The sequence below is a fragment of the Onishia taeanensis genome, assembly GCF_013349955.1.
GTDB lineage: Bacteria > Pseudomonadota > Gammaproteobacteria > Pseudomonadales > Halomonadaceae > Onishia > Onishia taeanensis_B.
Genome location: NZ_JABVXC010000004.1, coordinates 221,513 through 244,431 on the forward strand (window position 1 = coordinate 221,513; position 22,919 = coordinate 244,431).

Annotated in this window: 22 protein-coding genes; 8 read left to right on the plus strand and 14 right to left on the minus strand. The window is 60.7% G+C overall.

What is annotated here, in order from left to right; all coding sequences use genetic code 11:
• Positions 1 to 188: 188 nt before the first annotated feature.
• From ruvC to HUS66_RS07475, 4 genes are all read right to left on the minus strand, one after another.
• Entirely contained in the window at positions 189 to 734 is a 546-nt protein-coding gene (gene ruvC, locus HUS66_RS07460) for a crossover junction endodeoxyribonuclease RuvC (protein ID WP_175070284.1), read from the minus strand.
• Between the two features lie 27 nt (positions 735 to 761).
• A complete protein-coding gene (locus HUS66_RS07465; protein ID WP_175070285.1) occupies positions 762 to 1,511 on the minus strand; it encodes a YebC/PmpR family DNA-binding transcriptional regulator in 750 nt (249 codons plus the stop codon).
• Positions 1,512 to 1,596: 85 nt separating this feature from the next.
• Complete coding sequence (gene aspS / locus HUS66_RS07470; protein WP_175070286.1) at positions 1,597 to 3,381, minus strand: aspartate--tRNA ligase; 1,785 nt, start codon at positions 3,379 to 3,381, stop codon at positions 1,597 to 1,599.
• A 50-nt stretch (positions 3,382 to 3,431) separates the two neighbouring features.
• Positions 3,432 to 3,698, minus strand: coding sequence for an FmdB family zinc ribbon protein (locus HUS66_RS07475; protein WP_175070287.1), 267 nt, complete (start codon positions 3,696 to 3,698; stop codon positions 3,432 to 3,434).
• Positions 3,699 to 4,103: 405 nt separating this feature from the next.
• Between HUS66_RS07475 and HUS66_RS07480 the strand changes: the two genes are divergently transcribed.
• From HUS66_RS07480 to HUS66_RS07490, 3 genes are read left to right on the plus strand one after another with little or no spacing between them, the layout of a single operon-like run.
• Positions 4,104 to 5,045: a D-2-hydroxyacid dehydrogenase gene (locus tag HUS66_RS07480; protein ID WP_175070288.1), complete on the plus strand. Its 942-nt coding sequence runs from the start codon at positions 4,104 to 4,106 to the stop codon at positions 5,043 to 5,045.
• Positions 5,038 to 5,976, plus strand: coding sequence for a ribokinase (locus HUS66_RS07485; RefSeq protein WP_175070289.1), 939 nt, complete (start codon positions 5,038 to 5,040; stop codon positions 5,974 to 5,976). The genes HUS66_RS07480 and HUS66_RS07485 overlap by 8 nt, the downstream gene beginning before the upstream one ends.
• Before the next feature lie 59 nt (positions 5,977 to 6,035).
• On the plus strand, positions 6,036 to 6,977 hold the full coding sequence (locus HUS66_RS07490) for a nucleoside hydrolase (protein WP_175070290.1): 942 nt from the start codon (positions 6,036 to 6,038) through the stop codon (positions 6,975 to 6,977).
• A 53-nt stretch (positions 6,978 to 7,030) separates the two neighbouring features.
• Here the strand turns inward: HUS66_RS07490 and HUS66_RS07495 are convergent, their stop codons facing one another.
• A complete protein-coding gene (locus tag HUS66_RS07495; protein WP_175070291.1) occupies positions 7,031 to 7,303 on the minus strand; it encodes an acylphosphatase in 273 nt (90 codons plus the stop codon).
• 14 nt (positions 7,304 to 7,317) lie between these two features.
• On the opposite strand from HUS66_RS07495, the gene HUS66_RS17660 reads away from it, so the two are divergent.
• Positions 7,318 to 7,635 carry a hypothetical protein gene (locus tag HUS66_RS17660; RefSeq protein WP_217487946.1) on the plus strand — a complete coding sequence of 106 codons (318 nt, stop codon included), beginning with the start codon at positions 7,318 to 7,320 and terminating at the stop codon, positions 7,633 to 7,635.
• A gap of 5 nt (positions 7,636 to 7,640) precedes the next feature.
• Here HUS66_RS17660 and HUS66_RS07500 read toward each other — a convergent pair whose 3' ends face one another.
• On the minus strand, positions 7,641 to 8,546 hold the full coding sequence (locus HUS66_RS07500) for a YihY/virulence factor BrkB family protein (RefSeq protein ID WP_175070368.1): 906 nt from the start codon (positions 8,544 to 8,546) through the stop codon (positions 7,641 to 7,643).
• A 154-nt stretch (positions 8,547 to 8,700) separates the two neighbouring features.
• On the opposite strand from HUS66_RS07500, the gene HUS66_RS07505 reads away from it, so the two are divergent.
• A complete protein-coding gene (locus HUS66_RS07505; protein ID WP_175070292.1) occupies positions 8,701 to 9,795 on the plus strand; it encodes a bifunctional nicotinamide-nucleotide adenylyltransferase/Nudix hydroxylase in 1,095 nt (364 codons plus the stop codon).
• Between the two features lie 40 nt (positions 9,796 to 9,835).
• On the opposite strand, the gene HUS66_RS07510 is transcribed toward HUS66_RS07505, so the two are convergent.
• The 6 genes from HUS66_RS07510 to HUS66_RS07535 all read right to left on the minus strand — a co-directional run bounded on the left by HUS66_RS07510 (position 9,836) and on the right by HUS66_RS07535 (position 16,890).
• On the minus strand, positions 9,836 to 10,753 hold the full coding sequence (locus HUS66_RS07510) for a LysR substrate-binding domain-containing protein (RefSeq protein WP_175070293.1): 918 nt from the start codon (positions 10,751 to 10,753) through the stop codon (positions 9,836 to 9,838).
• 150 nt (positions 10,754 to 10,903) lie between these two features.
• Positions 10,904 to 12,322 (minus strand): cardiolipin synthase, encoded by a 1,419-nt coding sequence (cls, locus tag HUS66_RS07515; RefSeq protein WP_175070294.1) that lies wholly within the window; start codon positions 12,320 to 12,322, stop codon positions 10,904 to 10,906.
• Positions 12,323 to 12,413: 91 nt separating this feature from the next.
• The gene (locus tag HUS66_RS07520) at positions 12,414 to 13,919 is read right to left on the minus strand and encodes a fumarate hydratase (protein ID WP_175070295.1); all 1,506 of its coding nucleotides are present in this window, start codon (positions 13,917 to 13,919) and stop codon (positions 12,414 to 12,416) included.
• Between the two features lie 276 nt (positions 13,920 to 14,195).
• Positions 14,196 to 16,226 (minus strand): excinuclease ABC subunit UvrB, encoded by a 2,031-nt coding sequence (gene uvrB / locus HUS66_RS07525; RefSeq protein ID WP_175070296.1) that lies wholly within the window; start codon positions 16,224 to 16,226, stop codon positions 14,196 to 14,198.
• 54 nt (positions 16,227 to 16,280) lie between these two features.
• Positions 16,281 to 16,697 (minus strand): OsmC family protein, encoded by a 417-nt coding sequence (locus HUS66_RS07530; protein WP_175070297.1) that lies wholly within the window; start codon positions 16,695 to 16,697, stop codon positions 16,281 to 16,283.
• A gap of 1 nt (position 16,698) precedes the next feature.
• A complete protein-coding gene (locus HUS66_RS07535) occupies positions 16,699 to 16,890 on the minus strand; it encodes a hypothetical protein (RefSeq protein WP_175070298.1) in 192 nt (63 codons plus the stop codon).
• A gap of 155 nt (positions 16,891 to 17,045) precedes the next feature.
• Between HUS66_RS07535 and HUS66_RS07540 the strand changes: the two genes are divergently transcribed.
• A complete protein-coding gene (locus tag HUS66_RS07540; protein WP_175070299.1) occupies positions 17,046 to 18,086 on the plus strand; it encodes a YgfZ/GcvT domain-containing protein in 1,041 nt (346 codons plus the stop codon).
• A gap of 90 nt (positions 18,087 to 18,176) precedes the next feature.
• Here HUS66_RS07540 and HUS66_RS07545 read toward each other — a convergent pair whose 3' ends face one another.
• Positions 18,177 to 18,995: a TatD family hydrolase gene (locus HUS66_RS07545; protein WP_175070369.1), complete on the minus strand. Its 819-nt coding sequence runs from the start codon at positions 18,993 to 18,995 to the stop codon at positions 18,177 to 18,179.
• Positions 18,996 to 19,193: 198 nt separating this feature from the next.
• Positions 19,194 to 20,777 (minus strand): peptide chain release factor 3, encoded by a 1,584-nt coding sequence (locus HUS66_RS07550; RefSeq protein WP_175070300.1) that lies wholly within the window; start codon positions 20,775 to 20,777, stop codon positions 19,194 to 19,196.
• A gap of 395 nt (positions 20,778 to 21,172) precedes the next feature.
• Between HUS66_RS07550 and HUS66_RS07555 the strand changes: the two genes are divergently transcribed.
• On the plus strand, positions 21,173 to 21,397 hold the full coding sequence (locus HUS66_RS07555; RefSeq protein ID WP_175070301.1) for a putative motility protein: 225 nt from the start codon (positions 21,173 to 21,175) through the stop codon (positions 21,395 to 21,397).
• A gap of 165 nt (positions 21,398 to 21,562) precedes the next feature.
• On the plus strand, positions 21,563 to 22,846 hold the full coding sequence (locus HUS66_RS07560; protein ID WP_175070302.1) for an ATP-binding protein: 1,284 nt from the start codon (positions 21,563 to 21,565) through the stop codon (positions 22,844 to 22,846).
• Positions 22,847 to 22,919: the final 73 nt, after the last annotated feature.

Consider the following 22,919-nt stretch of genomic DNA (forward strand, 5'->3'; position numbering starts at 1 on the left):
ACTACGTTCTTGAGCAAGCTCTTGAGCCAATACCTGAGAAAGTGTCGAATCACTATACTGGTCGACCCACAGGCTGACCAGCATATCCAAACAGCGTTTGATAATATAAAACCGCCAGCTGTCTGACCTGGAAATAAGACGCACGATGCGGCTTGTTTCAGAGGCGGGGCCTTCGTGCGACCGGCATATCAACCGGGGCGATAGTCCCGCCAGCTCTTGCCTCGTGCCTGACGCGAGTTACGGCCACCGAAGGCGCCCTGCTTGACCAGACCGAGCCGCGCATGGGCATGCGTCAGGGCGATAGCCAGGGCATCCGCGGCATCCGCCTGGGGCGTTGCCGAAAGCCCCAATACGGCCGTCACCATATGCTGTACCTGGCTTTTATCGGCAGCCCCTGTGCCGGTGACCGCCTGTTTGATCTGTCGCGGCCCGTATTCGCTGACCGGCAGCCCATGATTGGCGGCACATACGATGGCGGCTCCACGCGCCTGCCCAAGCTTAAGCGCAGAAGCCGCGTTGTTAGACATGAACACCTGTTCGATGGCGAATTCCGCCGGTCGATGCACGGCGATCAACTCGCTGATGCCGGCGTAGCATTGGGCCAGGCGCTGAGCCAGGTCATCGTCCTTGAGGCGAATGCAGCCGCTGGCGACATACACCGGCCGAGGCTGGCTGACATCGAGCACGCCATAGCCAGTGATGCGCGACCCCGGATCGATGCCCAGGATCAGCATGGGCATGCCTCCGCGTTGATTACCCGGTCATTCGAGTTGTTCAAGAACGGCCTCGTCGAAATCGGCGTTGGAATAGACATTCTGTACATCATCGAGGTCCTCGAGCATGTCCACCAGCTTGATGACCTTCTGGGCCACCTCGACCTCATTGATCGGCGAGTAGTTGTCGGGATACTTATCGATCTCGCTGTGTGATGGCGTGAGGCCTGCCTCGAGCAGCGCTTCCTTGACCGCCCAGAAATCCCCCGGCTGGGTAATGACCTCGATGCTGCCGTCGTCATGGCTGATCACGTCTTCCGCGCCGGCCTCCAGGGTGGCCTCCATCAGCGCTTCTTCACTAGTGCCATCGCTGAATTGCAGCCGGCCCTGATGATGGAACATGAAGGACACGGAACCGGTAGTCCCCAAATTGCCACCATGCTTGGAGAACGCATGGCGCACTTCCGAAACCGTGCGATTGCGGTTGTCGGTCATGCACTCGACCAGCACGGCGACACCGTCCGGGCCATAGCCCTCGTAGACGGTTTCCTCCATGGCATCGCCATCGGTGTTGCCCGCCCCACGGTCGACGGCACGCTGGATGGTGTCCTTGGTCATGTTGTTGCCAAGCGCCTTGTCGATGGCCGCCCGCAGACGCGGGTTGTCGTTTGGCTCAGCACCGCCCAGTCGTGCGGCCACCGTCAGTTCACGAATCAGCTTGGAGAAGATCTTGCCGCGCTTGGCGTCCTGTGCCGCCTTGCGATGCTTGATATTGGCCCATTTGCTGTGTCCGGCCATGAAAAAAACCTCCTTTTCATGCGCCGCCGGCGCCCCAAGGGCGCCGGCGGATCGGAATTGCGTGTATTCAGGTGCTAGGTGTGGCTCAAACCCCCTGCTCGCCCTCGGGCTTGGCTTTCTGACGCAGGCGGATATTGAGCTCTTTGAGCTGCGTCGGAGAAACCACACCCGGAGCGTCGGTCATCAGGCAGGCGGCGCTCTGGGTTTTCGGGAAGGCGATGACCTCACGGATCGTTTTGGCACCGGTCATCAGCATTACCAGGCGATCCAGACCGAAGGCCAGGCCGCCATGGGGCGGCGCGCCGTACTGCAGGGCGTCGAGCAGGAAGCCGAACTTCTCGTCGGCTTCTTCCTCGCCGATGCCCAGCACGTCGAGCACCGCACGCTGCATGCCGTGGTCATGAATACGAATCGAACCACCACCCAGCTCGGTGCCGTTGAGCACCATGTCGTAGGCCTTGGACAGCGCCTCGGCCGGGCGGTCGCGCAGGGTGTCGACATCGCAGGACGGCGCGGTGAACGGATGGTGAAGCGCCTGCATGCGGCCGTTGCCGTCTTCCTCGAACATCGGGAAGTCGACCACCCAAAGCGGCGCCCATTCGCGGGTATAGAGTTCCAGATCTTCACCCAGCTTGACGCGCAGCGCACCGATCGCCTCGTTGACGATGCGGGCGTTATCGGCGCCGAAGAAGATGATGTCACCGTCCTGTGCCTCGACCCGGTCGAGCAGGTCTTCGATGATGCCGTCCATGAACTTGACGATTGGCGACTGCAGGCCTTCGATGCCCTTGGCACGTTCGTTGACCTTGATCCAGGCCAGGCCGCGAGCCCCGTAGATGCCGACGAACTTGGTGTACTCGTCGATTTCCTTGCGCGACAGCTTGGCACCGCCCGGCACCTTGAGCGCCGCCACACGGCCATCGTCGGCCTGGGCCGGGCCGGAGAAGACCTTGAAGTCGACGTCTTTCATCAGGTCGTCGACATCGGTGAGTTCCAGCGGGATGCGCAGGTCCGGCTTGTCGGAACCAAAGCGGCTCATGGCTTCGGCATACGGCATGCGCGGGAACAGCGGCAGTTCGACGTCGAGCACCTCCTGAAACAGTTGACGGATCATGGTCTCGGTAATGGCCATGATGTCGTCTTCGTCGACGAAGGATGCCTCGAGATCGATCTGGGTGAATTCCGGCTGACGGTCGGCGCGCAGATCCTCGTCACGGAAGCACTTGGCGATCTGATAGTAGCGATCGACGCCGGAAACCATCAGCAGCTGCTTGAACAGCTGCGGCGATTGCGGGAGCGCGAAGAAGCTGCCGGCGTGGGTGCGGCTCGGCACCAGGTAGTCGCGGGCACCCTCCGGCGTTGCACGGGTCAGGATCGGGGTCTCGATATCCAGGAAGCCCTGGTCTTCCAGGAAGGCGCGTACGCTGTGAGAGATCCGCGAGCGCAGGCGCAGCTTGTCGATCATCTCCGGGCGGCGCAGGTCGATATAGCGATGCTTGAGGCGGGTTTCCTCGCCGACCTTACCGTGTTCATCGAGTTGGAAAGGCGGCGTGGCGGCGGTGTTGAGCACCTCGACGTCCTTGGCCAGCACCTCGATCATACCGGTCGGCATGTTGGGGTTCTGGGTGCCTTCCGGGCGCAGACGAACACGGCCGGTAATGCGCAGCACGAATTCGTTACGTGCACGGTCGGCGGTCGCGAAGGCTTCGGCGGTATCGGGATCCACCACCACCTGCGCCAGACCATCACGGTCGCGCAGATCGAGGAAGATTACTCCACCATGGTCACGGCGGCGGTGAACCCAGCCGCATAAGGTGACCTGCTGGTCCACCAGAGTCTCGTTCAGCTGGCCGCAATAATGGCTGCGCATGTCAAATCCTGTTCTGTTGCGTTATCGAATAATAAAGAAGGACGGGGCGCTTAGGCCGCCGCTCCGTCCTTGGCCGTTGTCTTGGGCGAGGCGCTAGTATCCGCCCCGCCCTCGCCGGCAAGGTTCTTCTTGCTGCCGGACTTGAAATCGGTCTCGTACCAGCCGTTGCCGGCCAGCCGGAAGCCCGCCGCGCTGATCAGCCGCTGGAGCGAATCCTTGTCGCAGGCTGGGCAATCGGTCAGCGGTTCGGCGCTGATTTTCTGAAGCTTTTCCAGGCGATGGCCACAGGCCTTGCACTCATATTCATAGATGGGCATCGTTCAACTCTCCTGAGCACGACTACATAAGCACAACGGTTTGATCACAACGGCTAGCTCTAAGTGCTGGGCATCGTGCTGGGCATGGTACTTGTCGTACTACCTGTCGTAGTACCTGTACCTTTAAGAAGTACCTGTACCTTTAAGAAGTACCTGTACCTGCAAAGCACCCGGCATAGCGACAGCTTAGGCACACCGCACTGCCAACCAGCGGAGCCAGTGGCGGGCTTGGGGCCGAGCCTTGACACAATATCGGGGCGGCCCAGGCGCTTTCCAAGCCTGCTACGAAAGCGCGACATTATAGCGTGTTGCGCCCCCTGGCGGGCAAGGCGAGCAAGCGCGCATTATCATCGTTGTTCACAGTCAGCCCGACACACTACCTCACAACACGATCAGGACGCTCCCATGAAAGCCGTGATCCTTGATGCCGCCAGCCTCGGCGACGATATCGACCTGAACCCGCTGCGCGCCCAAGTCGAGACCCTGAAGGTCCATGACACCACTCGCCCAGAGGAGTGCCTGGAGCGCCTCGACGGCGCCAGTGTGGCCATCGTCAACAAGGTGCTATTGAATTCAGAGACCCTCGAGGCGCTACCCAGCCTGAGGCTGATCTGCGTATTGGCGACCGGCACCAATAATATTGACATGCAGGCTGCCAAGCGGCTGGGCATCGAGGTGCGCAACGTCACCGCCTATGGTACCGCCAGCGTCGCCCAGCACACGCTGATGCTGATGCTGGCCCTGGCCAATCGGCTTCCGCTCTACCAACGAGAGGTTGCCGACGGCGCCTGGCAGCAGAGTGCCTTCTTCTGCCTGCTGAATCACCGCACCCTGCAGCTCTCGGGAAAGCACCTGGTGATCGTCGGCCAGGGTGAGCTTGGTTCGCGGGTGGCAGCGCTGGCGAAAGCTTTCGAGATGCGCGTCAGCTTCGCTGCCCGTCCCGGCAAGGCCGACGACTCGCGCCCTAGCCTTCATGAGTTGGCGCCCCAGGCTGACGTTGTGAGCCTGCACTGCCCTTTGACCGACCAGACGCGCCACCTGGTCGATGCCGTCCTGCTGGAGCGCCTCAGAGAGGATGCACTGCTGATCAATTGCGCACGAGGCGGTATCATAGATGAACAGGCGGCCCTAGAGGCGCTGCGTGAGGGGCGCTTGGGTGGTCTCGGGGTTGATTCGCTGCCGGCAGAGCCCCCGCGAGACGGTCACGCCCTGATCAAGGCCCTCGATGAGCCACTTAACCTGATCGTCACCCCGCACAATGCCTGGATCACACCCGAGGCACGCGCCAATGTGGTCCGGCTGTCCGTGGACAATATCCGCGCCTGGCAAGGAAACTCGGATGCCTGATATCCATCGCCCACTCTATAACCTGGGCTCCATCAACATCGATCATGTCTATCGTGTACCCCACCTGGTTCGCCCTGGCGAGACGCTGGCCAGTACCGGCTACCAGCAGGTACTTGGCGGCAAGGGGGCCAACCAGTCGCTCGCCATGGCCCTGGCGGGTGGGCGGGTCGAGCACTGGGGGCGCCTGGGGCGCAGCGACCAGTGGGCTCTCACGCTGCTGACCGATGCAGGCGTCGGCGCCGACGCACTGGATCTCGTCGATGAGCCCAGCGGCCATGCCCTGATTCAGGTCGATGACCAAGCCGAGAATGCCATCATTCTCTATCCGGGGGCCAACCACGGCTTTGATGATGCCGACATCGACACCCGCATCGATAATGCCGAGCCCAGCGGCTGGCTGCTGCTGCAGAACGAGACCAACGGCCTGGCTCGCGCCATGGAGCAGGCCCATGCCAGAGGGCTGTCAATCGCCTTCAATCCGGCGCCGATGCACGCGGCCGTGAACGAGTTACCGCTGTCGACCTGCCAACTGTTGTTCGTCAATCGCGGCGAGGCGGCAGCACTCGTCAGTCTGCCCGAAGACAGTGACGCTAACGCCTTGCTAGCGGCACTCGGCGACCGCCTGCCGAGCATTGAGCTGGTGCTGACCCTGGGAGGTGATGGTGTCTGCTATCAGCACGGCGACACCCGACTCGAGTTGCCCGCTTATCGCGTCGAAGCCAGGGACACCACCGCCGCTGGCGATACCTTTATCGGCCACTTCATGGCCGCACGGCTTGCCGGCCGCGACGTCGAGACCTGCCTGCGTCGAGCAAGTGTGGCGTCAGCGATTTGCGTGCAGCGCGAAGGCGCCGCGCCGAGCATCCCCGATGCTGCGGCAGTGGATGCAGCGCTTGCCGAGTGGCCAGCGCTGACGCTGCGCCGCAGCTGAGCCATCCCATTTTCAATCACTGATGCGCGGGCATTGACCCGCTCGGCTAAGGAAGCCCCATGAGCCAACCGATCATCTTTGACACCGATCCGGGCGTCGACGACGCTCAGGCCATCGCCATTGCCCTTGCCCACCCGGAGATCGAGCTGCTGGGCATGACGACCACCTACGGCAACGTCGATATCGATACTGCCACCCATAACGCCCTACTGCTTGCCGAGCTGGCGGGGCAGAACATCCCGGTCGCCCAAGGTGCCGCCGCCCCGCTGGTCAAGGCCAAGCATCCAGCTCCGGCGCATATCCATGGTGCCAACGGCCTGGGCAATATCGATCTGCCCAGTATCGAAGGTAATGCGCTTGCGGTCAGCGCCCCTCAATTCATCGTCGACACCGTCAACGCTCGTCCCGGCGAGGTCAGCCTGGTGGCCGTGGGCCCTCTCGGCAACCTGGCCGCCGCACTGCAGCTCGACCCCAGCATTACCGAGAAGGTCAAACAGGTCATCGTCATGGGGGGCTCCATCAAGGAAGGCGGCAATGTCACCCCGGTCGCCGAGGCCAATATCTTCAACGACCCGCATGCCGCTGCCCGGGTACTGAGCGCCGGCTGGCCGCTGACGATGGTGGGACTGGATGCGACTCACCGCTGCGTTCTGGCACCCAAGGACATGGACGCCATCGCCGCAGGCCAGGGCGAGCTTGGCCGAGTGCTGGCCGAAAGCTACGCCTTCTACCGGGCCTTCTACCAGCAGGCGCTTGGCATTGACGGTTGCTGCCCTCACGATAGCTGCGCGCTGGCCTATCTCATTCGGCCCGAGCTCTTCACAACCGCCAGGGGCCATCTCAACGTGGTCACGGAAGGCATCGCCGAAGGGCAGACAGTGTTCGCACCTGAAAGCCGCGAGTTCCTGGCACCGCGCTGGTCCCAGACGCCAATCATCACCGCCTGCCTGAGCGCAGATGGTCCCGCAGTGATTGACTGGATGGTCGATACGCTCAAGTAACTTTCGACTGGCAATTGACTTGGCGCCATGCCCTCAGGCCTGGGAATAGCGGCCTAGAGCGTGATGAAGGCGTCGAGATCCTGCCAACCGACGTCTTCTACAACCACATCAGTGACCTGGGCGTTCGGTGGTCCTTCCCACAGCCACCGGACGACCGCATCGACGTCGCTGGACTCGCCGCATAGCAACACCTCGACACGCCCATCTTCCAAGTTACGGGCGTGTCCTGCCACCCCTGCCTCTAACGCCTGTTGCTGAGTCGCTCTGCGATACCAGACGCCCTGTACCTTGCCGGTGACCAGCGCCTTCAGGCAGCACTTGCTCATTCATGGTCTCCTTGATGTCCACAGCAACCAGGCACAACCAGGTCATGTTGCTACAGCCAAAATTATACCTGGGCTACATTTATACAGCTTTTATGTACAACTATTTCGGCACGAGCTATATTCAAGCCACAAGCCACAAGACGGATGTTTTCATGTTAGCTCTGACATTTCTGCTCCTGGTTACCACATGCCTATCGCTTGCCGCTTTGGGGTTCGCCATCAAAGCGGCGACGGTAGAGATGCAGTTCGGACTGGTTCCGCTGTCCGACACCTCAACTCAAATCGAGAATGGCCGACATCGGTTGACAAGCAAACCGGTCACCCGGCAGTGACTATCTCAGTCGGTTTGCACTTCTTGCTTGACCAGCACCGCTGAATTCCGCGGCAAGATATGTTTACCCCGGGCCAGCAGGTGGCACTTGGTAAACGCCGCACCAAGCAAAAGAATAAGAGAGCTGTAGTAGACCCACAGCAAAATCAATACCACAGAACCGGCGGCGCCATAGGTTGATGCCGTGGCCGTATAGGTCAGATAAAAAGCGATGCCGTATCGACCAATCGAAAATAGCACCGCCGTCACGCACGCCCCTACCATCACGTCCTTCCAGCGCAGCACCACATCCGGCAACACCTTGAAGATAGTGGCGAACAGCAAGGCGATCATGGCCAGGGAAATCAGGAACTCCAACCCGCCAATCATGAAGCCGATGCCAGGCCAAAGATCATTGGCCGCATGCAACACTGCGCGTACGACCACTCCGAGAACCAGTGAGACCAATAAGAGAAAGCCGATGGATAGCACCACCGCCAGCGACAGCACCCGGCTCTTGATGAACTGCAACATGCTGTTGCCACTGGGATGGGGCATCACGCCCCAGATGGTGTTCAGAGAAAACTGCATCTGCGCGAAGACGGTCGTGGCACCGATCAGCAAGGCACCAAAGCCAAGCATGCTAGGTAGCAGGCCAGACGCCTGTATACGCGACTGGGCGACGGCATTCTGGATGGCCTCGGCGGCTCCAAGGCCCATGGTGCCCTGTAACTGAGAGACGATCTGCCCCTGTGCGGCCTCTTCGCCAAGCACCAATCCTATGACCATGACCGCAATAATGATGGTCGGTGCCAGCGAGAACAGTGTATAGAAGGCCAGCGAGCCAGCGTAGCTGAAGGCATTGCGTTCAAGCCACAACTTCACGGCATGGCGGACCACTTCCCACCAGAAAAGAACCCTGGTTCGTAACATGCAAGCTCCCTGCAACAGTGATATCGACTGCACCTAGCATACCCGAGCCCTTGGCACGCTGCTTCGCCAGCCGCCAACGCCAGATTGCAGGCAGGGCAACGAGCATCGATAATGCGCCTCTTAGCGCACCAAGGTCATCAGCCACGGAGCCCGCATGGCGCATACCCAGCTCACCACCGATAGCCATAAGGATTTCGATTGCCTGGTCTTCATAGGCCGTTTTCAGCCACCGCATCTGGGGCACAGAGCGGTCATCCACGAGGCATTGAAACGTGCCCATCAGGTAATCGTCCTTGTCGGCTCGGCCTGGCAGGCCCGTTCGCTGCGCAACCCCTGGCGCTTCGAGGAGCGCCACGACATGCTGAGAAGTTGTTTCGATGACACCGACAACGCGCGACTGGAAATCGAGCCTTTGCTTGATGCGCTTTACAATGATGATGTCTGGGTTCGCGACGTTCAGCGCAAGGTACGCGACATCGCCTCGCCGAGCCAGGGGCGCCTGCCCCGCATCGGACTGATTGGAGCCAGCCGGGGCCAATCGAGCTATTACCTTACCCTGTTTCCGCAATGGGAGTCGGTGAGCGTGCCGCTGGTCGAGGGCATCTCCGCCAGCGGAATCCGTGAACGGCTATTCCGGTCGCCGGCTGCCGCCAGTGATTACACCTCCACCGGCGCGGCCCACGACCTGCCCCCCGGTGTACTCGACACCCTTCAGGCCTTCACTCGCAGCCAGCACTACCAGCATCTATTGGAAGAGCAGCAACTGCTGCAGCAGTATCGCAGCGCCTGGGCAGATGCGCCCTACCCGCCTATTTTCGTGACGGTCAACGCCGTGGTGGTCCAATCGGGCCACGTGTTGATGGTCAAGCGCAGCGCAGCACCCGGCAAGGGCCTCTTGGCGCTACCAGGCGGATTCATCAACCCCCATGAGCGGCTGCTGGATGCCTGCCTACGGGAGCTAAGGGAGAGGGTGCGCCTGAAGGTGCCGACGCCGGTACTGAAGGGTTCGCTGCGGGGCCAACGCCTATTCGACGAGCCTCACCGCAGCTGGCGCGGCCGAACTCTGGCCGAGGCCTTCTATTTCGCGCTGCGCCCGGAGCAGCAACTCCCCCAGCTCAAGCCCGCCAAGGGCGGCGAGCGCGCTCGCTGGGTGGCACTTGCGGACCTGGAGCCCGAGGAGCTGTTCGAGGATCACTTTTTCATCATTCAGACCTTCCTGGGACTACCCGCCAGCCTCGGCACTTCCTAGCACCCTGCTGGGCGCTGCCAAACCGAGATGATGAACCGGATCAGGCTTCCAGGAAGTCCCTGGGTAGCTTCATCATCTGGCGCCATAGCTTCTCGACGCCCGGCTTGTGAACCAGCGAACAGCGGTACAGGCGAATCTCCAGCGGTACGTCCCAGCTCTCATCACCGGCCCGTACCAGACGCCCGCTGGAAAACTCTTCGCGGATACAAAAGTCAGGAATCCAGGCCATGCCAACGCCTTGCATCACCATGCCCTTGAGGCCCTCGGCCATGGCTGTCTCGTAGACGGTACGCAGCCGCAGGCGCAGCGGATCGTTCTTGAGCAGCATACGCACGCTGCGCCCCAAAAAGGCGCCCTGGGTATAGGAGAGGAAGGGAATCTGTCCTTCGCCGGCCAGCGGGAAGCGCGGCGCGCCGCCGGCATCGGGCAAGCAGACAGGGATCATCTTGACCCGGCCGACCGAGAAGGACGGAAAGACTTCGGCATCGAGCTGCATGCTTGCATAGGGATCGTAATAGCCAAGCATCAGGTCGCAATTGCCCTCACGCAGCACATGGATGGCCTCGCCGACATTCATCGCCACCAGGCGAGTTGGCAACTCCCCCAGCCCCTGCTGCAGTCGCGAGATCCACTGCGGATAAAAGGCCAGAGCCAGTGAGTGCGCGGCGACGATGTCCAGTGCCTCGGTATCCATGGCCACGCCACGCAAATGCCCCAGGCACTCATTCAATTGCTCAACCAGGTTACGCGCCGTGACCAAGAATAGTTGACCTTCGGGTGTCAGCCCGACAGGGGTTGTCGAACGATCCACCAGGGTCACTCCCACCGCCTGCTCAAGCGATCGAATACGACGACTGAAGGCCGGTTGGGTGACATGGCGCTGTCGCGCCGAGGCCGAAAAACTACGGGTATTGGACAGGGCGACGAAGTCTTCCAGCCACTTGGTCTCGAGGTTCACCGCGACTCCGATGGAATGTCATGTCTGGGCGGGGGCCGAACTGGCCGAACCCGCAAAGCCTGCTACTCTAGCTGCTCACTCACTGACTGCCAATCGGCAGGGTCGACCTGATGCAAGTTGTTGTCTCTTCAGGGGATCAAGCCGGACCTGTCATTGGATGGGCGATAATAGATATGCCGCCCGCGAGACAAGCTTGCGCCACAGGGGCCGCCGCTGAAGCTCCTCGTAGTCGATCTGGCGACAATTGGTGAAATCCGCCTCCAGCATGGTCTCGACCTCCCCGGCAAAACGCCGGTCCGGCACGAAGGCCGTGATTTCGAAGTTGAGTCGGAAGGAGCGGTTATCGAGGTTGACGGTGCCCACGCTGGCGGCGCTGTCGTCGATCAATATGACCTTCTGATGCAGGAACCCCGGCTGATAGCGATAGACCTTGATGCCGGCACGCAGCATGTCCGGGAGGAATGCGAAGGCAGACAGAAAGACCAGCAGGTGGTCGGGACGCTCGGGGATCATGATCCGCACATCGACACCACGCATCGCCGCCAGGCGCAGCGCATCCAATACGCTATGGTCAGGCACGAAATAGGGGCTCGTGACCCACAGGCGGTGCTCGGCGCTATGAATGGCATGTTGGACCAGCAGGCTCGCCGTTTCTTGGCGATCTGCCGGCCCCGAGGGGACCACCACCACGTTCTGGCCATTGTCACAGGCCCCCTGGGGCTCCCAGGCAATACCCAGCACCTCGCCTGTCGCCCAGTGCCAGTCTTCCCAGAAAGCTTCCTGAAGACCTAGCACGCTCGGCCCTGTCAGTTTGAGATGAGTATCGCGCCAGTGCCCATGTCGCGGGTCCTGCCCCAGATACTCAACGCCAACGTTAAAGCCCCCAAGCCAGCCCTCCCTGCCGTCTACCACCAGTATCTTGCGGTGGTTACGGAAGTTGAGCTGGAAGCGATGCCGCCAACCCCGAGATGAATGGAAGGCACTGACCTCGACGCCCGCCTGACAAAGATCTCGAATATAGCCTTCCTTGAGCTTACGACTGCCGATCTCGTCATACAGGAAGTATACGCGGACACCGCGTTCCGCGGCCTTCTGCAGGTGATGCTTAAGGCGTACGCCGAGGGCGTCATGGCGCACGATGAAGAATTGGATGAGCACGTAGTCTTCGGCGGCATCGATGCCGGCGAAGAGGCTCTCGAAGGTGGTTTCTCCATCGATCAGCAACTGGGTGCGGTTGCCGCGGGTCATCGGCATCAGTGCCAACTGTTCAACGGCGCGCAGGTCCCCCTGAGTGTTGCCGGCCAGGAAGGGGTCGACCTGGGAGCGATAGCGTTCGAGCACGCGGCGCAGTACCGTATCTCGCTCGCCGCGTGCCGACACATAGCCATAGAAACGTGGTCGACCAAAGATCCAGAAGGCGGGTAATGCCAAATAGGGAAGCGACACCAGCGAAATGATCCAGGCGATCGCCCCCTGCGATGTCCGGCTGGACATCAGCGCAATCACAGCCGATAACAGGCCTGATACATGAATCAGGAAGATGGCCGTTCCCAGCAGCCAGGAGGTCATGGTCGCATCCTTTCGACAGTCAACATCCAGTAACGGCCCCCACGGCAAGGTTGTGGGGGCCGTTCAGCGGTTAGCCTGGCATGGCAGGGACTCACGCGCGCTGGGCGATGATTTCCTTCCACTTGGCCGGACCGCTCTGGTGAACCGACTCACCTTGGCTGTCGACCGCCACGGTCACGGGCATGTCTTCGACCTCGAACTCGTAGATGGCCTCCATGCCCAAGTCTTCAAAACCGACCACTCGTGACTTCTTGATGGCCTGAGCCACCAGGTAGGCAGCACCACCCACGGCCATCAGGTAAGTCGCCTGGTTGTCACGAATCGCTTCGATGGCCATCGGGCCACGTTCGGCCTTGCCGACCATGCCCAGCAGGCCGGTTTCCTCGAGCATCGTGCGAGTAAACTTGTCCATGCGGGTCGCCGTGGTCGGGCCAGCCGGACCCACGACTTCGTCGCGAACGGGATCGACCGGGCCCACGTAATAGATGAAGCGCCCTTTCATGTCGACCGGCAACGGTTCGCCCTTGGCCAGCATCTCGGTCATACGCTTGTGAGCTGCGTCACGACCGGTCAACAGCTTGCCGTTGAGCAGCAGCGTGTCGCCCGGCTGCCAGCTCTTCACCTCTTCCGGCGTCACGGTATCGAGATTGACACGTTTGACGTTTTCGCCAATTTCGCGGGTAATTTCCGGCCAATCCTCGAGCTTGGGTGCCGGCAGTTCGGCGGCACCGCTGCCGTCGAGGCTAAAGTGCACATGTCGGGTCGCTGCACAGTTGGGAATGATCGCCACCGGCTTGTTGGCAGCGTGGGTGGGATAATCCTTGACCTTGATATCAAGCACCGTGGTCAAGCCACCCAGCCCCTGAGCGCCGATGCCGCTCTGGTTGACCTTGTCGTAGAGCTCCAGGCGCAGCTCCTCGGCGTGATTGCTGGCACCACGGGCCTGCAGTTCCTGGATATCGACAGGGTCGAGCAATGATTCCTTGGCGATCTCCATGGCCTTTTCGGCGGTGCCACCAATGCCGATGCCGAGCATGCCCGGCGGGCACCAGCCAGCGCCCATCTTGGGAAGCTGCTCCAGTACCCAGTCGACGACCGAGTCGGACGGGTTCAGCATCGCGAACTTGGACTTGGCCTCGCTGCCGCCGCCCTTCGCGGCCACATGCACTTCGACCTTGTCACCGGGCACCAGCTTGTGGTGGATAATCGCCGGGGTGTTGTCCTTGGTGTTCTGACGCTTGCCATCCGGGTCCGCGAGCACCGAGGCGCGCAGGACGTTGTCCGGCAGTTTGTAGGCACGGCGCACGCCTTCATTGACCATGTCATCGAGGCTCATATCGGCGTCCCAGTTCACGTTCATGCCGACGTGCACGAAGACGGTGACGATACCGGTGTCCTGACAGATGGGTCGATGACCCAGCGCACACATGCGCGAGTTGATCAGAATCTGGGCGATGGCATCCTTGGCGGCGGGATTCTCTTCCCGCTCGTAGGCACCATGCATGGCGTCGATGAAATCCTTGGGATGATAGTAGGAAATGTATTGCAGCGCGTCGGCCACGCTTTGGATCAGATCATCCTGGCGGATCACGGTCATATGGAAGCGACTCCCTAGCGTTGTCATCGGGCCCGCCGCGGTCAGGTCACGGCGAACGAAATGTAGATATTATATCGCATCACCCCTTTGCGCTGAATTGCCAATGCCACGTTCTTTGAGATGCAAGCAAATACAGCGAAGATAACGGTATAAAAACTTAAACGACGGAATGATCAAACCCAACTGGCATCACCACATGCCACCAGGTTGCCATAGCCAGCAGATACGCCGTAAGCAGTCAGCCACGCGGCGGATTTCTGGCCCCTCCGGCATCGCTTATCCCAGCGCCAACTGGCGTTCTTTTAGAGTGTGCAGCCGATCACGAAGGCGGGCCGCCGCCTCGAACTCAAGGTTCTGGGCCGCCTCGTGCATGGCATCTTCAAGCTTCGACATCTCGCGCCGCACCTCATCAGGGGAAAGCGTTGCCAGCTGCTCGGCACTGTACTCGCCGGTAGGCTCTGCCACCTTGCGTTCTCCCCGCTGACGGCTGCGCTTGCTGCCCGGAGCCTGAGCGCCTTCCATGATGTCCTCTACCGACTTGGTAATGGTCACCGGCGAGATGCCGTGCGCCTCGTTGAAGGCCAGCTGTTTCTCTCGGCGCCGCTCGGTCTCGTCCATGGACTTGCGTATCGAGTCGGTGACACGATCGCCATAGAGGATCGCCTTGCCATGGGCGTTCCGCGCGGCCCGGCCAATGGTCTGAATCAAGGAACGCTCATTGCGCAGGAAGCCTTCCTTGTCGGCGTCGAGAATCGCCACTAATGAGACCTCGGGAATATCCAGGCCCTCACGCAGCAGGTTGATCCCCACCAGCACGTCGAACTTGCCGAGCCGCAGGTCGCGGATGATCTCGACCCGCTCCACGGTATCGATGTCCGAATGCAGATAACGCACTCGCACGTCATGTTCATCGAGGTATTCGGTCAGGTCCTCGGCCATGCGCTTGGTCAAGGTGGTTACCAGCACCCGCTCGCCGACGTCGGTGCGTAGCTTGATTTCGGACAGCAGGTCATCGACCTGGGTGGAAGCCGGTCGCACTTCGATTTCCGGATCCACCAGACCCGTCGGGCGCACGACTTGCTCGACCACCTGGCCTGCATGCTCGGCTTCATAGGGGCCGGGCGTTGCCGAGACGAAGATCGTCTGAGGGCTGATTCGCTCCCATTCCTCGAACTTCATCGGGCGGTTATCCAGCGCCGAAGGCAGGCGGAAGCCGTACTCGACCAGGGTCTCCTTGCGCGAGCGGTCTCCTTTGTACATGCCGCCGACCTGGGGCACGCTGACGTGAGACTCGTCGATCACCAGCAGCGCATCGGCGGGCAGGTAATCGAAGAAGGTCGGCGGCGGCTCGCCCGGAGCGCGGCCTGAGAGGTAGCGGGAGTAGTTCTCGATGCCGTTACAGTAGCCGAGCTCGTGCATCATCTCGATGTCATAGAGGGTGCGCTGCTCGAGACGCTGTGCCTCGACCAGCTTGTCGTGCTTGCGCAGGAAGTCCAGGCGCTCGGTCATCTCGCCCTTGATGCGCTCGGCGGCCTCGAGAATCGTGTCCCGGGGCGTCACGTAGTGACTCTTCGGATAAATGGTCATACGCGGGACCTTGCCGCGAACCTCGCCGGTCAGCGGATCGAACAGGCTGATGCCGTCGATCTCGTCATCGAACAGCTCGACCCGTACGGCCTCGTCTTCGGCATCGGCGGGAAAGATGTCGATGACGTCGCCGCGCACCCGGTAGGTGCCGCGGCGAAAATCCATGTCGTTACGGGTATATTGCAGCTCCGCCAGACGACGCAGGAACTTGCGCTGATCGATCAGCTCGCCTCGAGTGAAGTGCAGGCGCATCTTCAGGTACTGGTCGGGGTCACCCAGGCCATAGATGGCCGACACCGAGACCACGATCAGCGCATCGCGACGTTCCAGCAACGCCTTGGTGGCCGACAGGCGCATCTGTTCGATGTGATCGTTCACCGATGCGTCTTTCTCGATGAAGGTATCCGAAGACGGCACATAGGCTTCGGGCTGATAGTAATCGTAATACGAGACGAAGTACTCGACGGCATTATCGGGAAAGAAAGCCTTGAATTCGCCGTAGAGTTGCGCGGCCAGGGTCTTGTTGGGGGCCATGACGATGGTCGGCCGCTGCACCTGCTCGACCACATTGGCCATGGTGAAGGTCTTGCCCGAGCCGGTCACCCCCAGCAGCGTTTGATGGGCCAGGCCCGAATCCAGGCCCTTTATCAGGCTATCGATAGCCGCGGGCTGATCCCCCGCGGGCTTGAACTTCGACTGCAGACGAAACGCTTTGCTCATGTCCCTTCCCGGCTTGAATAGTAACTAACTCGACCAACAAGATAACGGTATAAATCAATCTTGGTCAGACAAGACCTGTCGAGTGGTGATGTCCACCGTGGATGTGGTCATCAGACGATGAATCGGGCAGCGATCGGAAATCTCCGTCAACCGATCTAGCTGCGTGGCATCATCGATACCTTCGAAGTGCATGCTGACGTCCAGCCGGTAGACCCCGTGGCGCTCATCGCGTTCATCGCGCACGACCCAGACCTTGACCCCGGTGAGTGGCCAGCCCTTGCGATAGGCGTACATTTGTGCGGTGATCGCCTTACAGGCGGCCAGCGATAGATCGAAATAGTCATGGGGATCGGGGGCGCTTTCGTCGCCGCCGACCACGCCAGGAGCGTCGACATAGAGGTCTTCGAAACCTTCCAATTCGACTTTCTGGCGCAATCCGCCCTCGCCTTGACTGATCACAGTGATGGTCATGTCAGTGCACCTTTACGCCGAGTTTCTCGACGGCTTTGATCAATGCCTCGCGGCGTACACGCCCTTCCACCTCGGCGCCATGGCGTCCCACCTCGGCGCTGTCAACGCCATCGAGCATCATCAAGGCGGTAGTGATGCGATTGACCAGTTCGGTACTTTCGACCCCTTTGAAGGCCAGTGAAATGCTCGCCATCGATACGCTCCTGCAAGGGACTTGATTGAACGGTGAGTTTAGCATGCCCTCGCCAGCGGCCGGCCAGACTTGAATCGGCGCCGATTGCCCCCATAGCCAACCCACAGACCATGGAGACGCATCTACTGAATGCCGATTCCAACAGGGAGATTCGTATGACCGACTGGAGTGAACGCATCGGCGCCACCACCGATGGCGAGGCCCGCGTCATCTTTGATACGCCGACCCCGGCGCGCCAGGCATTGGATGGCACCGTCGTCACGCCACTGGTGCACCTGGGCATTCTCGAGGTGGCAGGCACTGATGCCGAGCGCTTCCTGCAGGGACAGACCAGCGCGCAGATGTCTCTCGCCGATGGTGATTTCGCGCCGCTGACCTGTTTCTGCGCCACCAAGGGGCGCATGCTGGCCAATGCTCAAGCCCTGCGGGTGGCGCCGGATTGCTATTGGCTGCTGATGGAGCAGTCGCTGCTCGAACCGCTTAAGGCCCACCTCGAGAAATTCGCCGTTTTCTACAAAACCGAGATGCGCCTGCGCGACGATTTGGCAGCGATTGGCCTGATTGGCAATGACGCCCCAGCATTGCTCGAGGCGCGCCTCGACGTCGAGCCGCCACATATCTGGCATCAGCGCCAGCATGGTGATCGCTTGGTGGTTCGCCACCCCGGGCCACGTCCGCGCCTGATCGCCCTACTGCCGATCACCGATCTCGAGGGCTGCTGGCAGGCACTGACGCAACAGGCAATACCGGTCGGCAACGCCGTATGGTGCCTTCAGGATATCCAGGCCGGCCTCGGCTGGCTGAGCGCCAGCCAGCAGGACAGCTATCTGCCGCAGATGATTAACTGGGAAGCGCTTGGCGGCATTAGCTTCAAGAAAGGCTGCTATACCGGCCAGGAAGTCGTTGCCCGTGCTCACTTCCGCGGTCAGGTCAAGAAACGCCTGATGAGACTCACGCTCGAGGGCAATGGCGTACCCGTGGTCGGCAGCGAACTCTTGGACGCTGAGGGCAAGCGCCAGGGGGAGGTCTTCGCCGCTGAACGCGACGCCTACGACCAGGTCGAGCTGCTGGCGGTGCTGACCACCAAGGAAGTCGCCGAGCCGCTGACGGTGAATGGCGTACGCTGCCAGCGCCAGCGTCTGCCCTATCCGCTCGAACGCCTCGACCCGGAAGAGCTGGCCACTCACAAGGGGTGATGAAAGAGGCTTATCGAACCGGCTTATTCGGCCAAATTGCTGTTGCAACCACGCCATCTGCCAATCAGACCGATGGCAACCAATCGCTGGCTAGCAGGCCAGTTTGAAGACTCGCGCCGCGTTGGCCGTACTGACCTTTGCCAGCGTGGCGCAAGAGACATGACGCAGCGCGGCGACGTCAGCGGCGATTCGCGCAAGCCTTGCCGGCTCGTTACGCTCGCCCTTGAAGCCCGCCGGCGGCATGTCGGGGCTATCGGTTTCCAGCACAAAACCATCTTCTGGCAAAGCCGCCACACAACGACGCAGGCGCTGTGCGCGCTCGTGAGTCACTGCCCCTCCAAGCCCCAGCACAAAACCCAGTGCCAGAAACCGCTGTGCCTGCTGCAGACTCCCGGCGAAGGCATGTATCAGCCCACCCGCCGGCAAGCCGATTTCCTTGAGGCACTTGGCCACCTGATCATTGGCGCGTACACAGTGGATCACCACCGGCAAATGGCGTTCCCTGGCAATGCGCAGCTGCGCCTTGAACAGTTCCCACTGGGCATCCAGCGACGCCTCGAAGCGAGCGTCGATGCCGCACTCACCCACCGCCACCACCTCGGGATGTGCGTCGAGCGCCGCCTCCAGGGCGTCAAGGTCATCACCTTCATCTAACGGGTCAATACCCAAGCGATGGGTGCCTAGGCGGCTGGCATTCACCTTGTGAGCGTCGAGAAAGTACGGATGCAGCCCCAAACAGACGCTCGTATCGTCTCGCTTCCCCAGCGCCAGCACCGATGGCCAACGCGCCCGCGTTGTGCCCGGCACCACGAAATGCTCGACGCCCACCGACCTGGCCCGCTCGAACATGGCCTCGCGGTCAACGTCGAAGTCGGGGAAATCCAGGTGACAGTGGGCGTCGATAAGCATAAGCATAAGCGTAAGCTGGAAGCTGGAAGCTGGAAGCTGGAAGCTGGAAGCTGGAAGCTGGAAGCTGGAAGCTGGAAGCTGGAAGCTGGAAGCTGGAAGACAGCATGAACCATGCCATCATCGGGTCAAGGGTTTTCTTCCAGCTTACAGCTTAAGCCCGCGAAGCGGGCGTTCTTCCAGCTCCGGGCGCAGCCCGTCTCAGTGCTCGCGCGTCGCACTGAAGCGAATATCCGGCCAGCGCTCCTGGGTCATCTGCAGGTTAACGCGGGTCGGCGCGATATAAGTCAAACAGCCACCGCCGTCATAGGCCAAATTGGTGCTCGCCTTGCGCTTGAACTCGTCGAGCTTCTTGGCGTCATCGCAATAGACCCAGCGAGCCGTCTGGACGTTGACCCCCTCATAGAGGCAGTCGACCTTGTACTCTTCCTTGAGTCGATGGGCGACCACGTCGAACTGCAGCGTACCCACAGCTCCTAAGATCAGGTCATTATTGTCCAGGGGCATGAACACCTGGGTAGCCCCTTCCTCGGAGAGCTGCTGCAGCCCCTTCTGCAGCGCCTTCATCTTCAGCGGATCCTTGAGGCGAACACGCTTGAACAGCTCCGGCGCGAAGTGCGGAATGCCGGTAAAACGCATATCCTCGCCCACCGTGAAGGTATCGCCGATCTGGATGGTGCCGTGGTTATGCAGACCGATGATGTCGCCGGGCCAGGCCTCTTCCACGTGAGCGCGATCCGAGGCCATGAAGGTCAGGGCATCGGGCACCTTGACGTCCTTGCCGATACGCACGTGGCGCATCTTCATGTTGCGGTCGTACTTGCCGGAACAGACCCGCAGGAAGGCCACTCGATCTCGGTGCTTGGGATCCATGTTGGCCTGGATCTTGAACACGAAGCCGGTGAAGCGCTCGTCGTTGGCATCCACCTCACGCGAATCGGTCTCACGGGGCTGTGGCGCCGGTGCGTACTCCACGAAGCCATCCAGCATCTCGCGAACGCCGAAGTTGCCCATGGCGGTACCGAAGTAGACAGGCGTCAGCTCACCGCGACGATAGGCGTCGAGATCGAACTCATGGGAGGCGCCACGCACAAGCTCGACCTCCATCCGCAGCTCCTCGGCCTGAGACTCACCCAGTACTTCATCGACCTCGGCATTATCGAGCCCCTCGATGCGCACATCCTCGGGAATGCGGCTGCCCTGCCCCTGCTTATAGAGATGGATGACATCGTTATAGAGGTGATAGACCCCGCGGAAATGGCGTCCCATGCCGATGGGCCAGGTCATGGGCGCACATTGGATATTGAGCACCGTCTCGACTTCATCCATCACCTCGACGGGGTCGCGAGTGTCGCGGTCCATCTTGTTGATGAAGGTGAGGATCGGGGTGGTACGCAGGCGACAGACATCCATCAGCTTGATAGTACGATCCTCGACGCCCTTGGCACCGTCGATGACCATCAGCGCCGAGTCCACCGCGGTCAGCGTGCGATAGGTATCCTCGGAGAAATCCTCGTGGCCGGGCGTATCGAGTAGATTGACGATACGACCGTTATAGGGGAACTGCATCACCGAGGTGGTCACCGAGATGCCGCGCTCCTGCTCCATCTTCATCCAGTCGGAAGTGGCATGGCGGTCATTGCGCTTGCTCTTGACGGAACCCGCCATCTGAATGGCGTTCCCGAACAGCAGCATTTTTTCGGTGATGGTGGTCTTGCCCGCGTCGGGGTGGGAAATGATCGCGAAGGTACGTCGCAGATCGACTTGAGTCTCAAGCTCGCTCATGAAATCCGTCACTGCTAGAGGTGGCTGGCCACAGGGCCAAAAGATGACCCTATCTTAACACTCCCAGCGCAGCGGCCCAATTGGCCTATCCAGGCACGCTATCATTCCGCACTTTCCGGCCTGAGCCTGCCAGGCGACATTACTCGTCCCTATTGCTCGACCTGACCTCAGCAACCTGACTGGCGCAGGACGACTCTCCCAGATAATCAGGCCGGTTGAACAACGATCGGGGCGAGTCCACCGATGTCAGATGATCGGCCACCTTTTGTCTTGAGATCTCTCCCCCTGGGAGGGCTGGCCAAGAAGCTTGTGAAGAGTAGAATTACAGTCAAGAGAAAATAAGTCGATAGAAACAGCGAAGTACCAAAATTCATCGGTAACAAAAGGAACACCCTATGGATGCATCCATCAATGCCACGGTCGGCATGGCCACGGCACTGCAGCAGTTCAACAGCAGCCAACAGGCTCAAGCCGAGCTGTTCAAGGAAAACCTTGATACTCAAGCATCACAGGTCAACCAGCTAATGGAGTCGGTCACGCCGCCTGGCCAAGCGGTTGCTCCGCAAGGCGAATTGGCCACATCAGGCACCATGGGTACCCAGATCAATACCTACGCCTGATCGCCACCGCTGATTGGGTATTCATGCCCGATACCCATAAGCAGCAATGCCGCGACCTGCACGGTTGCGGCATTTTTATGCAAAACAGGCTTCCGCCTGCCGCCCTGGCTGATGCAGCCATCAGGGTTTGCGGTATCATGCAGCCATTACCGGAACGGAGCCATCATGCACGCCGCTCAAGCCGCCCTGCCGTTACCCTTGTCGACCCCCAACCGCAACCTGGTAAGACTGACGATCGTCCGAGGCATCACCTGGACCGGCTTCCTGGGCGCCATCATCTTCGGCATCGAAGTCCTGGGCTTTCAGTTGCGCGTGCTGCCGATTATTACCGTGATTGTCGCCATGGGTCTCATGAACGTTGCCACCTGGTGGCGGTTAGGCCGACCGCGGGCCGTCACGGATACGGAATACCTGCTGCACCTGATGGTCGATGTGGCCGGTCTTACCCTGCTTTTCTACTTCACCGGCGGCTCCACCAACCCCTTTATCAGTTACTACCTGGTACCGGTGACCATTGCCGCTGCGACTCTGCCCTGGATATATGCCTGGATCATCGCCAGCGGCGCCATGGCGGGGTACACCTTCCTGATGCTGTTCTTCGACCAGGTCCCCCAGCTGAGCAACGGCGTGATCGCCAACAACATCAGCCTTCATGTACTGGGAATGTGGATCAACTTCGGGCTGTCGGCAGGCCTGGTGACCTTCTTTATTTTCAAGATGGCGCATGCCCTTCGGCGCCGGGAGAAGACCCTGTCACGTACCCGCGAGGCCGCGCTGCGCAATGAACAGGTACTGGCAGTGGCCACCCAGGCCGCCGGCACCGCCCATGAGCTGGGCTCACCGTTATCGACCATGGCGGTGCTCCTCAAGGAGATGCGTCAGGATGCCGGCGACCGGCCACAGCTGATCGAGGATATCGACCTATTGAGAGCGCAGGTCGACACCTGCAAGACACGACTTCAGCAACTGGTCGCCAATGCCGACCGGCGGCGTCTAGGTGAGCCCGAAAGTCGCGTAGCCGAGGAATGGCTTTCGAGCGTGGTGCAGCGCTGGTTGGTGGTCCGGCCAGACGTCAGCCATAAGCTGGAAATAGCCGGACGCCGCGGCAAGCCGGAGCTCGCGGTTGACGCGACCCTGGAACAGGCGCTGATGAACCTGCTCAACAATGCCGCAGATGCTAACCCAGAAAACATCGTCATCAGCCTGAACTGGGATGCCAACGAGGTGATCTTCGATATTCGTGACCATGGCCCAGGGGTTAGCCTGTCGATTGCCGACCAGCTCGGTGAAACCTTCATATCGACCAAGTCCAAAGGCATGGGAATCGGCCTGGTGCTCACTCATGCCACTATTAACCGCTTCGGTGGCAATGTCAGCCTGTACAATCATGAGGAAGGGGGCACCCTGACGGAGGTCAAGCTGCCCAGGCGGGATACGAGCCAGGCCTGAAAAGAGCCTGAGGGCCCTGAATAGGGTCTGGGCACGCCAGCCTAGCCGCAAGAATGCCACCTTCCCGACCGTA